This is a genomic window from Kribbella antiqua (assembly GCF_004345665.1).
In the GTDB taxonomy this organism is placed as follows: Bacteria; Actinomycetota; Actinomycetes; order Propionibacteriales; family Kribbellaceae; genus Kribbella; species Kribbella antiqua.
This window is the reverse complement of record NZ_SLWR01000001.1, coordinates 814,780-828,788: the sequence shown is the minus strand read 5'-3', so window position 1 is coordinate 828,788 and position 14,009 is coordinate 814,780. Positions and strand designations below refer to the sequence as shown.

The 14,009-nt window shown below is 67.6% G+C and carries 13 protein-coding genes; 9 read left to right on the top strand and 4 right to left on the bottom strand.

The window, feature by feature from the left end; genetic code table 11:
- The first annotated feature begins 19 nt into the window (after positions 1–19).
- Complete coding sequence (locus tag EV646_RS04025) at positions 20–2,536, top strand: ATP-binding protein (RefSeq protein ID WP_241995256.1); 2,517 nt, start codon at positions 20–22, stop codon at positions 2,534–2,536.
- Positions 2,537–2,964: 428 nt separating this feature from the next.
- Here EV646_RS04025 and EV646_RS04020 read toward each other — a convergent pair whose 3' ends face one another.
- Complete coding sequence (locus EV646_RS04020; RefSeq protein ID WP_132143941.1) at positions 2,965–4,695, bottom strand: alpha/beta hydrolase; 1,731 nt, start codon at positions 4,693–4,695, stop codon at positions 2,965–2,967.
- Between the two features lie 222 nt (positions 4,696–4,917).
- Between EV646_RS04020 and EV646_RS04015 the strand changes: the two genes are divergently transcribed.
- Both EV646_RS04015 and EV646_RS04010 read left to right on the top strand, forming a co-directional pair.
- A complete protein-coding gene (locus EV646_RS04015; protein ID WP_132143939.1) occupies positions 4,918–5,487 on the top strand; it encodes a DinB family protein in 570 nt (189 codons plus the stop codon).
- On the top strand, positions 5,474–5,902 hold the full coding sequence (locus EV646_RS04010; protein ID WP_132143937.1) for a VOC family protein: 429 nt from the start codon (positions 5,474–5,476) through the stop codon (positions 5,900–5,902). The genes EV646_RS04015 and EV646_RS04010 overlap by 14 nt, the downstream gene beginning before the upstream one ends.
- Positions 5,903–5,914: 12 nt before the next feature.
- On the opposite strand, the gene EV646_RS04005 is transcribed toward EV646_RS04010, so the two are convergent.
- Entirely contained in the window at positions 5,915–6,532 is a 618-nt protein-coding gene (locus tag EV646_RS04005; protein WP_132143935.1) for a GNAT family N-acetyltransferase, read from the bottom strand.
- 98 nt (positions 6,533–6,630) lie between these two features.
- Positions 6,631–7,830: a DUF418 domain-containing protein gene (locus EV646_RS04000; protein ID WP_132143933.1), complete on the bottom strand. Its 1,200-nt coding sequence runs from the start codon at positions 7,828–7,830 to the stop codon at positions 6,631–6,633.
- Positions 7,831–8,021: 191 nt separating this feature from the next.
- Between EV646_RS04000 and paaA the strand changes: the two genes are divergently transcribed.
- Genes paaA through paaE form a run of 5 tightly spaced genes read left to right on the top strand, consistent with a single transcriptional unit; the run spans position 8,022 to position 11,509 of the window.
- Positions 8,022–8,951 (top strand): 1,2-phenylacetyl-CoA epoxidase subunit PaaA, encoded by a 930-nt coding sequence (gene paaA / locus EV646_RS03995; RefSeq protein ID WP_241995254.1) that lies wholly within the window; start codon positions 8,022–8,024, stop codon positions 8,949–8,951.
- Entirely contained in the window at positions 8,948–9,226 is a 279-nt protein-coding gene (paaB, locus tag EV646_RS03990) for a 1,2-phenylacetyl-CoA epoxidase subunit PaaB (RefSeq protein WP_131351625.1), read from the top strand. Before paaA ends, paaB begins: the two co-directional genes overlap by 4 nt.
- Positions 9,223–9,963, top strand: a complete 741-nt coding sequence (gene paaC / locus EV646_RS03985) for a 1,2-phenylacetyl-CoA epoxidase subunit PaaC (RefSeq protein ID WP_132143929.1) — start codon at positions 9,223–9,225, stop codon at positions 9,961–9,963. Before paaB ends, paaC begins: the two co-directional genes overlap by 4 nt.
- The gene (gene paaD / locus EV646_RS03980; RefSeq protein WP_132143927.1) at positions 9,957–10,424 is read left to right on the top strand and encodes a 1,2-phenylacetyl-CoA epoxidase subunit PaaD; all 468 of its coding nucleotides are present in this window, start codon (positions 9,957–9,959) and stop codon (positions 10,422–10,424) included. Before paaC ends, paaD begins: the two co-directional genes overlap by 7 nt.
- Positions 10,424–11,509, top strand: a complete 1,086-nt coding sequence (paaE, locus tag EV646_RS03975; RefSeq protein ID WP_132143925.1) for a 1,2-phenylacetyl-CoA epoxidase subunit PaaE — start codon at positions 10,424–10,426, stop codon at positions 11,507–11,509. The genes paaD and paaE overlap by 1 nt, the downstream gene beginning before the upstream one ends.
- Before the next feature lie 52 nt (positions 11,510–11,561).
- Here paaE and argG read toward each other — a convergent pair whose 3' ends face one another.
- Complete coding sequence (gene argG, locus EV646_RS03970; RefSeq protein WP_132143923.1) at positions 11,562–12,995, bottom strand: argininosuccinate synthase; 1,434 nt, start codon at positions 12,993–12,995, stop codon at positions 11,562–11,564.
- 151 nt (positions 12,996–13,146) lie between these two features.
- Here argG and EV646_RS03965 point away from each other — a divergent pair, with 151 nt between their 5' ends.
- On the top strand, positions 13,147–13,941 hold the full coding sequence (locus EV646_RS03965) for a metal-dependent hydrolase (protein ID WP_338419240.1): 795 nt from the start codon (positions 13,147–13,149) through the stop codon (positions 13,939–13,941).
- The last annotated feature ends 68 nt before the right edge of the window (positions 13,942–14,009 follow it).

The following is a 14,009-nucleotide window of genomic DNA, read 5'->3' as shown; positions in this document are numbered from 1 at the left end:
GACTGGGTGGAGCCGTCCTGTGCCATCAGACGGGTCTCGCCGCGGCTCGGACGACATGCAGGGGACGGGATTCGGTGGCCTGTTGCGCAGGCACCGGCGTGAGGCCGGGCTGTCGCAGGAGGCGTTGGCCGAGCTGGCCGGTCTGAGTGTCGACGCGATCGCGGCGTTGGAGCGGGGTCGCCGACGCGCGCCCAGAGCACACACCCTTCGCCTGCTCGCCGACGCCCTGCGGCTGAGCGGTCCGGACCGGGCGAAGCTCACCGCAACCGCTCGGCGTGACACCGAAGCCGCCCGGCCGCCGATGCGCCAGGCGCCCGTACCGACGAACGAAGTCATCGGTCGCGCCACCGAACTCGCCGCCACCAAACGCTTGCTTGGCGAGCACCTCACCCGCCTGCTGACCCTCACCGGTCCGGGCGGAGTGGGTAAGACTCGCCTGACCATCGCACTCGCTGCTGCGCTCTCGGACCGCTTCGACGACGGCCTCTGCTGGGTGCCGCTCGCCACCATCGCGGACCCGGCTGCGGTGACTCCTGCCATCGCGGCCTCAGTCGGTCTGCACTCAGCCGAAAACTCGCGGCTCGTGGAGGACATCGCCGAGCGGATCGGACGCCGCCATGTCCTCCTCGTCATCGACAACTGCTCGCACGTAGTCGCGACCGTCGGTCAGGTCTGCAATGCACTCCTGGAGTACTGCCCGAACCTGTCGATCCTCGCCTCCAGCCGCGAGCTCCTGCGGGTGCCGGGCGAGAGCGTGTACGTCGTACCGGCGCTGGCTCTGCCGTACGACGAGGATCAGCTCGAGTCGTCGGCGGCGGTGCAGTTGTTCGTCGAGCGGGCCACGGCACGCGGCTACGACCCCACCGGCCAGATCGATCACGTCGCCAGGGTGGTCCGGCGACTGGAGGGCATGCCGCTCGCCATCGAGCTGGCTGCCGCGCGTACGAACGTGATGACGATCGAGGAGCTGGCGAGCGAGCTGGAGACGTCGTTCGGCATCCTCTCCGGCGGCTCACGTACGGCGTCGCCGCGGCAGCAGTCCATGTACGGCGCGATCGAGTGGAGTCATGACCTACTGACACCGGCGGAGCGGGAGGTGTTCGCGCAGCTGTCCGTGTTCGTCGGAGGCTGGACGCTGAGCGCTGCCGCGACAGTCATGTCCGGGCAGGATTCACCTGGTCCGCTGGAGCGGGCTGAAGCGCTGGACCTGACTGGCCGGCTGGCGGACAAGTCGCTGATCCGGGTGATCCGGCGCAGCGGAGTCGCTCGCTACTACATGCTCGCGGTGATCCGTGAGTTCGCCTCCGATCGGCTGGCCGCCGCCGGCATGGCGGACGAAGCGGCCCGGAGGCACGCGCACTTCTACATCAGCCTGGTCGAGGAGGCCGAGAGCCATCTGCGCGGTGCAGACCAGGGGGAGTGGCTCGAACGACTGGACCGCGAGCTGGACAACCTCCGGGCGGCCATGGCCTGGTCACTTCGCACCCGATCGGTCAGCGAGGCACTGCGTCTGGCGGGCGGGCTCTGGCTGTTCTGCTACCTGCGCGGCCACTACGCTGAGGGCAGCCAGTGGCTGGAGCGTGCACTGACGCTCGCGGACTCGGTGCCGGGCTCAGACATGGCCGGACTGGCTCCTGCGTACGCAAAGGCGAGCCTGGGTGCCGGAATGCTCGCCTTCCTCCAGTGCGAGTACGACGCAGCGACTGAGCGCCTGCAGCGCGCACTGGCGCAGTACAGGGACTTGGACGACGCAGCCGGTACGGCGCTCGTGCTGCAACGGCTGGGTGGAGTCGCCCGCGAACGTGGCGACTACGAGAGCGCGGAGGACCTGCACTGCCAGAGCTTCGACCTGTACGAGAGTCTCGGGGATCGGTCGGGGATGGCGTGGGCGCACAACCACCTCGGGTTCGTCGCTTGGCTGCGTGGTGATCTGGAGCTTGGTGCCCGGCGCTGCCGCCAGGCGCGGGACAGCTTCAAGGAGCTCGGCGATGGTGAAGGCATCGCGTGGGCGCTGATCAGCCTGGGGACCATCGCGCAGTACAGCGGTGAGCTGGTGGAGGCCGAGGACCTGCTGCAGGAGAGCCTGGCGCTGTCGCAGCGGCTCGGGTACCGCGAGGGTGTCGCCTGGTCGCTGAACCAGCTCGGCATCGTCGAGCGACGCCGGGGTTTGACCGAGCGCGCCGTACATCTGCTGGACGAAAGCCTTGCCGAGCACCGGGACCTGGGTGACCGCTGGCGCTCCGCGAGTGTGCTGGAAGAGCTGGCGACCGTCGCCCAACAGCGGGGGAGAGGCGAGTACGCCGCTTTCCTGCTTGGTGCGGCGGATGCTGTCCGCGAGGTCATCGGCGCACCGGTGCCGGAGGTGGAGAAGCCGGACCACACGGCTACTCGGCAGGCTGTCGAACAGTCGCTTGACCACCGCGCCTTCCGCGCCGCCTGGTCCGCCGGCCGCGCCGCACCACTGGCCGCGGTAGCCGATGGCTACCCGCCTCCGAGTGCCGACCAACCCGACCGCACCGGCAGGCTCTCCACATAGAGCAACCGATCAGCAGTCCACCAGGGCTGCTGATCGGATGGAGCCTCGCGGAGCACCACGACCTGGGGGATCGACGGTACCCCGCGAGGGATCTGCGGGCGCGGATACGAGACCCGGCCGACTGTGTCCTCTGTCTGACCCCCCAGGCAGTCCCCCCACCTCACAGCCGGCCGAAGCCCCGTTGGCGCTTCCGCCATTCGTCGAGCCCTCCCGGTCGACGTCTGGCTCCTCCGCGCTGACACAAGGTTGCCGTTATCACGCTCTGTCGCACAGGGACGCAACCCTGACATCGCCCTGACAAATTTGTCCTGACAACGAAAGTCCGGGCGGACGGTAATCGGGGCCTTTCCGTGTGTAAGGAAAAGGCGGCCGAATTCACCGCTTTTCCCGCCCGCCTTTGCCTGGTCAAGCGCTGGTTCGGCTCGAAATTACTGCAAATAGCCGGAGACCGCCTTGGTGAATCCCGCGATCCGGCGCAGTGGCGCGGCATCGGCGTACCCGGGCTGGCCGGCTTCGGCGTACTCGGCGCCCGGCGGTGGCATCGACGGCGCCGGGATGCCTTCGCCGACGCAGGCGGCGTCCTTGGCCGGTGCCTTGCCGGTGGTGAGGAACGTGTTGATGATCTTGTCCGCGCACTTGTTCACGCCGCCGTAGATGCCGTGGTCACCTTCTTTGGTGATGGTGAGCAGTCGCGATCCGGCGTACCGGCTGTGGGCGTCCGCGGCGAGCGAGTAGTTGGTCGCGGGGTCGTGGACCGACTGCACCATCAGCGTTGTGGGCAGCCCTTTGCCAGTCGGCTGCGGCATGTTCAGCTCCGGGCGGTTCCAGTAGAAGCACGGGTTCTCGTTCATGCCCCAGCCGAGCAACGGGTAGTGCGGACCGAGCCGGGCGGCCAGTTGATCGCCGTACTCGCGGCCTTGCGGCCAGGGGGTGTCGTTGCACGTCACCGCGGTGAACGTCGCGCCCTCGGCGTCGTCGCCGACAGTACGGCCGAGTGGGCTGAGGCCGATCGTGTCGCGGGACGCACGTCGTACCAGCTCCTGCTGGCGGGCCAGCGGCAGTGCGTCGACCTTGCGTTGTGCGGCCCGCGGACCGCCCTTTGTCTGGGCCACGGAAAGGTCGCGCAGAAATGCCAGGTCGATCGCCAGCGAATAGAAGTCCTCTTTTGTATACATATCCCCGGTGACGATCTCGTCCAGGGTGTTCTGGTCGTAGCTGATCTTCACCGCGCCGTCCAGGAACTCCTCGACCGCCGGCTGCTTTTTCAGCGCCGTCCGGAGCCGGTTGTAGGTCCGGATGACTGCGCCGGGTGACTGCCCGAGCTTGAGCTTGGCGTCGTACTTGGCCGCCCAGGGCGCGAAGTCCTCGCGGAACCGGCGCTCGAACCCCTGCGGCTGCGCGGTGAAGGTGTCGAGCCACGGCCGGGTGAAGTCGGTGTTGGAGTCGAGCACGAACCGGCCGACGTGCTCGGGGAAGTACGTCTGGTAGTACGCGCCCATCCAGGTGCCGCCGGAGTAGCCGACGAAGTCGATCTTGTCGAAGCCGAGAAGCTGGCGGATCAGGTCCATGTCCTGCACGGTCTGTGCGGTGTTCACGTAGGGGAGCAGGCCGCGGGACTGCCGGTCGCAGTACGGCTGGCTGAGCTGGGAGGCCGCCTGGATCAGGTTGAGGCTCCACGGGTCGCGGTCGCGCGCGTCCATCGTGTACTGCGGTGCGCCCTGGCAGCTGACGTTGCTGCTGTCACCGGTGCCGCGCGGGTCGAAGCCGACGGCCAGGTGGTCTTTGGCGAGCGGTGCCTGGCTGGCCAGGTACGGCGCCATGCCGAGCCCGGCTCCACCTGGTCCGCCGGGGTTGCCGAACACGACCCGGCTCGGCTTGCCCTTCTTCGGCGCGACCTTGCTGACCGCGATCTCGATGTCATTGCCCGAGTACTGGTTGGCCCAGTCGCGCGGTGCGGTGATCTTGGCGCAGTACGTCCGGAGTTCCTCGTCGCCGCACTTCTTCCACACCGGTTTCTGCTTCAGGTACCGGCTGGCGACCGGATGAGCCCGGTCGACCACAGTCGCCTGTTCGACCGAGGCGGTCGCACCGGAGCCCGGTACGACGAGAACAGCAGCGGCGGATAGCCCTAGGCCGACGGCCAGGGTTAGGTACTTCATGCAGACTCCACGGGATGGCCATGCGTGATCGGACCGTGACAATCTGTCATGCCAGTCCTAAGCCGTCGAGCACCACCCCCGGCCCGTCGCCAATCCACCATCTGCTAGGCGCTTCGGTCCAGTGCCGCTGAGCCGCCCCAGTAATCCAGCGGGATAGCGGACTGACTCTGTCCGCTAGGGGTGTCAGAGTGCTCTCATGTCGACGGAGCTGGGGAGTGTTGGATGACTGACTGCGGTGACTTGGTGATCGGGCAACTGGAGTTCTACTGGGACTTTCATTTGTGGCCGCGGTTGCAAGGGATGACGGACGACGAGTACTTCTGGGAGCCAGCCGACGGTGCGTGGTCGGTGCGGCCGGATGAGGATGGGCGGTTCGTGGTCGACCACGAGGATCCGACGCCGGACCCGCCGCCGCTGACGACCATCGCCTGGCGGCTGGTGCATGTCGGGGTCGGCTGCTTCGCCACCAGGGTGAACACGTTCTTTGGCGATGGGCGCGACGATGCCGACATGTTCGATCCGCGGCACATCCCGGCGGAGTTGCCCGGTACGGCGGCCGACGGGCTCGCGTTCCTCGAACACTGGTACGGGCGATGGCGCGCGGGGATCCGGGGCCTCAGTGCTGAGGAGTTGCAGCAGCCGCTCGGGCCGAAGGGCAATATGTTCGCGAAGGACTCGATGCTCGGGCTGATAGTCCACATCAACCGCGAGGCGATCCATCACGGCGCCGAGATCTGCCTTCTACGTGATCTGTACCGAGCCGGCCAGAGGACCTTCGATGCCCGCGTTTGACCTTCACATCGTCTTCGATTGCGCGGATCCGGACCGGGTGGCGCGGTTCTGGATGGCGGCACTCGGCGGCTACGACTTCCCAACCGGCGTGCCCGACGGCTTCGCGACCTGGGACGAATGGGCCGATGCCAACAACATCCCGGTCGATCAGCGAAATCTCGGCCGCACCCTGGTCGACAAGGAACGCGGCAGCCGCCCGGACATCTTCTTCCTCCAGGTCCCCGAATCGAAGCAGCTCAAGAACCGCGTCCACCTCGACATCAAAGTCGCCCCCGGCCTCACCGGCGCCGACCGCCGTACGGCGATCGAAAAAGAAGCCGACCGCCTGACCACCCTCGGCGCAACCATCGCCATCGACCACGACGACCACCTCGTCATGCACGATCCCGAGGGCAACGAGTTCTGTCTGGCCTGAGGGCCGTCGGGATCAGCTGGCGCCGGGGTCGGTGTGGAGGCGGATTTGTTTGATGCGGACTGATTCGTCGCCGTAGAGGTCGAGTTCGCGGTGGGCGCCGTCGGGGGCCCAGCCGGCTTCGGTGTAGAAGGCGCGGAGGACGTCGTCGGTCGAGTTGACCCAGACGGTGACGCGGCCGAAGCCGTCGGCGCGGGCAGTGTCGACGACCGCGTTCAGCAGTCGTGAGCCGTGGCCGGCGCGGGTCGCCTCCGGCTTGATCGCGAGCTCGGCGATCAGCGCGTCCCGCCGCGGATCGGCGTCCGGATCGTCCGACGGCGTGATCGCGGCGAAGCCGACCAGCGTCCGCTCGGCCAGGGCGACCATCACCCGGTTGCGGGCCTCGCCCGGCGCGAGCAGCGCGGCCCGCCATTGGGCGGCGAACTGGGCTGGGTTCAGATCCGCGAGTACATCGGCCGGCAGTAGACCGGCGTACGCGTTCCGCCAGGCGGCGACCTGGATCTCGCCGATCTCGTTCGCCTCGGCGGGAAGCGCCAGCCGCACACTCGTCTCCGCCACCGGGGCTTCGCCCGAGCCGGACAGCTCGGAGAGGTTGGCAGGTTCCGGTACGCCGAAGTCGCTCACGTGCACCATCCTCCCAAACCCTCCGCCCCCGCCCGCCGCCGGGAGACGACCTTGAGCACCCACCAACCAGAATCCGGGTACGGAAAGTGGTTGATGGGTGCTCAAGGTCAGTAGACGAGGCGGCGGAGCAGCGTCTCGGCTGGGCCGCGGTAGGAGCGCTTGGCCATCGCGTAGGCGCCGGCCACCGAGGTGACCCAGACGCCGATCGCGATCAGCGCCGCGGTGTACGCCGTACTCCCGAAACGAAGGTCGAGGGTGAAGGGCGCCAGCAGCGCCATCCAGCAAACCGACTGGAACAGGTACCCCGACAGCGACCGCTGACCGAGCGCCGAGATCGCCCGGACCGGCAACGTCTGCCGGGTCAACCGCGCGACCAGCAGGCCGAACAGAGCGATGTAGCCGGGCCCGCCGAACATCCCGCTGAGGTGGGAGAGGTAGCTCAGCGAATCGACCGCGGCCGCGTCGACGTGCAGCCAGCCGGCGCCGACGAGCGCGAGCGGAAGACCACCAAGGATCGTGATGCTCATGCAGACCCAGGCGATTCCCTTGAGCAGGCCGCGGTGCGCGGCCGGATTCTCCAGGATCTGCTTGCGGGCGGCCCAGATGCCGAGCCAGACGACCATGAGGAAGGGGATCACGGTGGCGGTGTGCAGCGGGTACTCGTGCAGCCGGTCGACCAGACTCGCGCCGTACGACGAAGCGGCCAACGACGGGTTCGGGCTGTTCGTGAGCGGCTGAGCCGGACCACGGCTGTTCAGTACGGCGACGACGGACTGAAAGCCGGCGTACAGCACCATCAGGACTTCAAGGATCCAGATGCCGATGACGATCCGGTGGAACTTGTCGCCGCGGTTGAGCAGCAGCAGCGTGCAGATGATGCCGACGATGCCGTAGGCGCCGAGGAAGTCGCCGAAGTACAGCAGCGTCCCGTGCACCGCGCCGAAGGCGATCAGCCAACTGTTCCGCTTCAGCAGCACCTTCCGTACGGCGCTCGGCGTCGCCCCGGCCGATCGCTGCCGCCGGGCGAGCTGGACCAGGCCGTAGCCGAACATCACCGCGAATACCGGGTACGCCCGCGCATCCACGAAGGTGAGCTTGACGAAGTTGAGGATGCGTTCGAAGCCGTGCGGCGTACCGTCCACGCCGGGCTGGCCGGCGAAGGCGAAGTTGGCGCTGTTGGCCAGGCCGATCAGCAGCAGCATCGCGCCGCGGATCAAGTCGGGCGCGAGTGCACGCTCGCGGGCGGTGACCGGCCCGCGGTGATCGACGGCCGGGAGAGCCTGCGGGACTGTATTCGTTGGGGACATGGCGTCATCCACCCCTTTCGAGAAACTGTGTAAGTCATGAACTGTTACTCGAAATCCTCCCGGGTGAGCTGCCCGCAACCCACCGCGCTGACACCACTTCGAACGGTGGACCTAGCACCACCCCGTCCGACTTTGTGACACTTCTCGTTGATCTGGCGAGAAAGTGTCACATCTCGGCTATGCTGGCCGGCATGGACAGCTTCCAGGCGACCATCGACGCCGACGGCCGGATCGAGCCGCGGGACGCGATGCCGGAGGGGTACCGCAAGACCCTGATCCGGCAGATCGCGCAGCACGCGCATTCCGAGATCATCGGCATGCAGCCGGAGGGCAACTGGATCAGCCGCGCGCCGTCGCTGCGCCGCAAGGCGATCCTGATGGCCAAGGTGCAGGACGAGGCCGGCCACGGCCTCTACCTGTACGCCGCCGCCGAGACGCTCGGGGTGGATCGGGCCGACCTGCTCGACCTGCTGCACAGCGGCAGGCAGAAGTACTCCAGCATCTTCAACTACCCGACGCTGACCTGGGCCGACATCGGCGCGATCGGCTGGCTCGTCGACGGCGCCGCGATCGTCAACCAGGTCCCGCTCTGCCGCTGCTCCTACGGACCGTACGCGCGGGCGATGGTCCGGGTCTGCAAGGAGGAGTCGTTCCACCAGCGGCAGGGGTTCGAGATCCTGCACACATTGTGCAACGGCACTCCGGCGCAGAAGGCGATGGCGCAGGACGCGCTGGATCGTTGGTGGTGGCCTTCGCTGATGATGTTCGGGCCGCCAGACTCCGCGTCCACGCACTCGGAGCAGTCGATGGCGTGGGGGATCAAGCGGCACAGCAACGACGAACTCCGCCAGCGCTTCGTCGACATGACCGTCCCACAGGCCGACGTACTCGGCTTGAAGGTCCCGGACGAGGGTCTGTCGTACGACGAGGAGACCGGGCACTACCGCTTCACCGAGCCGGACTACACCGAGCTGTACGACGTGGTGAAGGGCAACGGTCCGTGTAACCAGCAGCGGCTCGCGCATCGGGTGAAGGCGCATGAGGACGGTGCGTGGGTCCGCGAGGCCGCAGCTGCGTATGCCGGCAAGCAAGCTTCGCGGCGTGAGGGGAGCGCGGCATGATCGAGCCACTGTGGGAGGTGTTCGTCCGCTCGCGCCGCGGGTTGTCGCACACGCACGTGGGCAGCCTGCACGCGCCGGACGCGACGATGGCGTTGCGCAACGCGCGCGACGTCTACACCCGCCGGCAGGAGGGCGTGTCGATCTGGGTCGTGCGCGCCGCCGACATCACCGCGTCTTCGCCGGACGAGAAGGACGAGTTCTTCGACCCGGCCGGCGACAAGGTCTACCGTCACCCGACCTTCTACCAGGTCCCGGAAGGCGTCGAGCACCTGTGAACGATCTGTTTGTCTACACGCTCCGGCTCGGCGACGACGCGTTGATCGCGGCGCAGCGCACCGCCGAGTGGATCGCCGCCGCTCCGCAGCTCGAGGAGGACGTTGCCCTCGGCAACATCGGACTCGACCAGCTCGGCCAGGCACGATCACTGTTGCAGTACGCCGGTCAGGTCGAAGGCGCGGACCGGTCCGAGGACGACCTCGCCTACTTCCGGGACGAGCGCGACTTCCTCAACCTCCAGCTGTGCGAACTCCCGAACGGCGACTTCGCGCACGCCATGGCCCGGCTGCTGTACTTCGCGACGTACCAGCATCTGCTCTACGAAGAGCTGCGTGGCTGCGCTGACGAGATGCTGGCCGGTGTCGCGGGGAAGGCGGTCAAGGAGGTCGCGTATCACGTCGACCACGCGACCCAGTGGGTACTGCGGCTCGGCGACGGCACCGAGGAGAGCCATCGCCGGATGCAGGCGGGTCTTGACGCGCTCTGGCCTTACACCGCGGAGATGTTCGAGTCGGATGATCTCGTACGACGTCTTGCGGTCGCCGTGGACCCGTCGACGCTGCAGGCCGAGTGGGAGCGCCGGGTGATGGCTGTGATCGACGAATCCACCTGCAGCCGGCCTGTCGCGTCGTACCAGCACAGTGGTGGTCGCACTGGTCGGCACACGGAGCACCTGGGGTATCTGCTCGCGGAGCTGCAGCATGTGGCGCGTTCGCATCCGGGGGCGACATGGTGACGGACACAGCCATCCTCGAGGCCGTGGGCGAGGTCGCGGACCCGGAGGTGCCGGTGCTGACGATCGCGGACCTCGGCGTACTGCGGGGGGTCCGTCATGAGGGTGACGAGGTCGTCGTGACGATCACACCGACGTACTCCGGCTGTCCGGCGATGGACGTGATCCGGCACGAGGTTGAGCTGACGCTGAACAGTCTGGGTGTCGACGGCAGGGTCGAGACGGTGTTGTCGCCTGCGTGGACGACGGACTGGATGAGTGAGTCGGGTAAGGCGAAGCTGGTCGAGTACGGGATCGCTCCGCCGACCGGACGGGGTGCTGTCTTCTTGAGCCTGACTGTTCGGTGCCCGTTGTGTGGTTCGCCGGACACGACTGAGCTGAGTCGCTTCGGATCCACGTCGTGCAAGTCGCTGTGGCGGTGCAATGCGTGCCGTGAGCCCTTCGATCACTTCAAGGCGTTGTGATGACGACGACTGTGGCCCGGCGGCGGGCGGTCTTTCATCCGTTGAAGGTTGCGGCTGTCGAGGCGATCACGGACGACTCGGTGGCGATCACCTTCGAGGTGCCGCCGGAGTTGGCTGCCGACTACGAGTTCAGTGCCGGTCAGCACCTGACCATTCGTCGTACCGGCGAAGACGTCCGGCGCAGCTACTCGATCTGCTCGCGCGAAGGATCGGGCGTACTGCGGATCGGGGTGAAGCGGATCCCGGGCGGCGAGTTCTCGGCGTACGCGGCGCATGAGCTGAAGCCCGGTGACGTGCTCGAGGTGATGACACCGCTCGGCCGCTTCGGTACGACGTTCGATCCGGCGAACGCGAAGCATTACGCCTTCGTCGCCGCCGGCAGTGGAATCACGCCGGTGCTGTCGCTGGTGGCAACCATCCTTGCAACGGAACCGGAGAGCCGCGTCACGTTGCTCTACGGCAACCGGACGGCCGGGTCGGTGATGTTCGCCGACGAGCTGGCCGATTTGAAGGATGTGTACGCCGAGCGACTCCACCTGGTGCATGTGCTGTCGCGGGAGTCGACCGAGGTGGAGCTGTTCAGCGGGCGGATCGACGCCGAGCGGCTGGGCCGGATGTTCGCGACGATCCTGCCGATCGAGACGGTCGACGAGTGGTTCCTGTGCGGTCCGTACGCGATGGTCGTCGGAGCGCAGGAGTTGCTGCTGGGCCGCGGGGTGCCGCGCGAGCACGTCCACGCCGAGCTGTTCCACGTCGGCGACGAGGCCCCGGCCGCGCCGGTCGAATCGGTCGCCGTCGACGAGGACGCCGCCGAGGTCACAGTCATCCTCGACGGCCGCCGGTCGACCTTCGCCCTGGCCGAACACTCCAAGGCCGTCCTCGACGCGACTCTCGCCGTACGCTCGGACGCCCCCTTCGCCTGCAAGGGCGGCGTCTGCGGCACCTGCCGCGCCAAGGTCATCGAAGGCTCAGTCCGGATGGACACCAACTGGGCCCTGGAACCCGACGAAATCCGCGCGGGCTACGTCCTGACCTGCCAATCCCACCCAACAACCCCCAAAGTCACCCTCGACTTCGATGCCTGAAGCAAACAGCCAACCTCCACCTGATGAGGTTGGCTGTTTGCGGGCTGGTGGATCAGTCGGTGCCGGCTTCCATTGCGGCTCGGTCCAGGAGTTCGTCTTGCTTGGTGGCTTCGCCGCGGGAGGCGATGGCTTCGGCGCCGCCGGTGGGCATGGGGCCGATGAGGTCGGTGGAGGAGGCGAGGGCGGGGTTGGTGCTGCCGAACATGCCGAGGCCGGCGTACTGCTCGAGCTTCGCGCGGGAGTCGGCGATGTCCAGGTTCCGCATGGTCAGCTGGCCGATCCGGTCGACCGGGCCGAACGCGGAGTCCTCGATCCGCTCCATCGACAGCTTGTCCGGGTGGTAGCTGAGCGCCGGGCCGGTGGTGTCGAGGATCGAGTAGTCCTCGCCCCGCCGTAGCCGCAGCGTGACTTCACCGGTCACCGCCGTACCGACCCACCGCTGCAAGGACTCCCGCAGCATCAGCGACTGCGGGTCGAGCCAGCGGCCTTCGTACATCAGCCGCCCGAGCCGCCGTCCCTCGTTGTGGTAGTTCGCCAGCGTGTCCTCGTTGTGGATCGCGTTCACCAGCCGCTCGTACGCCGAGTGCAGCAGCGCCATGCCCGGAGCCTCGTAGATGCCCCGGCTCTTGGCCTCGATCACCCGGTTCTCGATCTGGTCCGACATGCCCAGGCCGTGCCGGCCGCCGATCGCGTTCGCCTCCAGCACCAGGTCGACCGCGGAGCCGAACTCCTTGCCGTTGATCGTCACCGGCCGGCCCTGCTCGAACCCGATGGTGACGTCCTCGGCCGGGATCTCCACGTTCGGGTCCCAGTGCTTCACGCCCATGATCGGGTCGACGGTCTCGATCCCGGTGTCGAGGTGCTCCAGCGTCTTCGCCTCGTGGGTGGCACCCCAGATGTTGGCGTCGGTCGAGTACGCCTTCTCGGTGCTGTCCCGGTACGGCAGGCCGTGCGCGACCAGCCACTCGGACATTTCCTTCCGGCCACCGAGCTCGTGCACGAACTGCGCGTCCAGCCACGGCTTGTAGATCCGCAGCTGCGGGTTCGCCAGCAGGCCGTACCGGTAGAACCGCTCGATGTCGTTGCCCTTGAAGGTCGACCCGTCACCCCAGATCCCGACCTGGTCCTCCAGCATCGCCCGGACCAGCAGCGTGCCGGTGACGGCCCGCCCGATCGGGGTGGTGTTGAAGTACGTGCGTCCGCCCGAGCGGATGTGGAACGCGCCACAAGCCAGCGCGGCCAGCCCTTCCTCGACCAGCGCCTCGCGGCAATCCACCAGGCGGGTGATCTCGGCGCCGTACGCCGTCGCGCGACCCGGGACGGAGGCGATGTCGGGCTCGTCGTACTGACCGAGGTCCGCGGTGTAGGTGCAGGGGATCGCTCCCTTGTCCCGCATCCACGCAACCGCAACCGACGTATCGAGACCGCCCGAGAACGCGATCCCGACCCGCTCACCAACAGGCAATGACGTAAGCACCTTAGACACAGGAAAAGTATGCACTGCTTTGCATGATTATGCAAAGCCGAGTCTCGGCCGGTGTGACGCATGGGGTGGCGAAGCACCCGCGTGGCGGCAGAGGGACGAGAGGTTCGGTTGGGAGGATGTGGGTCCGTCGCTGGAGGGAGTGGGGCACACGATGATGGGGCGGTCGCATGCTTTGTCGGGGTGGTGTGCCGGGTTGGTGGTGGCGCCGATGATCGGGTTGCATTCGGTGGCGGAGGTGGTTCCGTTCGCCGCGGCGACCGCCGGCTACGCGCTGGTGCCGGACCTGGATCACCCGGGCGCTCGCGCGTCACGCCTGCTCGGGCCTTTGACTCGCATCGTTTCCACAGCGGTACGCGCGTTCTCCGGCGTCCTCTACAACGCCACCAAGGGCCCGCGCGACGAAGAAGGCACCGGCAAGCACCGCCACGCGACCCACACCCTCGCCGCTGCCATAGCGCTCGGAATGCTCGCCGCCACCGCAGGCGACCGCGGCAAATGGGCAGTACTAGCGGTCGCCGTCGCCGGCTTCGTCCTAGCAGCCGACGTCCTCGGCGACTGGCTGCTCGTCGCGGTCCTCGGCGCCGCCGCCTGGTCCGTCTCCGGTACGGCGCTCCCCGGTACGACGGCCGCCGACGCCGTACAAGCGGGTCTGAGCGAAATCGGCGGCTGGATCGGATTGTCCGTCGCACTCGGCATGTTCGTGCACTGTCTCGGCGACAGCCTGACCCGCTCAGGCTGTCCCTGGCTCTGGCCGCTGCCGATCCGTGGCGAGACCTGGTTCGAGATCCGCCTGCCGCGGCTGCTCCGCTTCCGCACCGGCGGCTGGGTCGAGCACCTGCTGATCGCGCCGCTCCTGCTGGCCGCGGGCGTCGTACTGCTTCCCGGCGGCCTGGGCATCGTCGAGCACCTCTTCACCGCAACCTCGGTCTGGCTGGCCGAGAGGTAAGCCGGCGCGCTCGAGATGCCGGTTGGTCTAGACAGCTTGGGTCGGATTTGACTACAGTGAGCGATGAT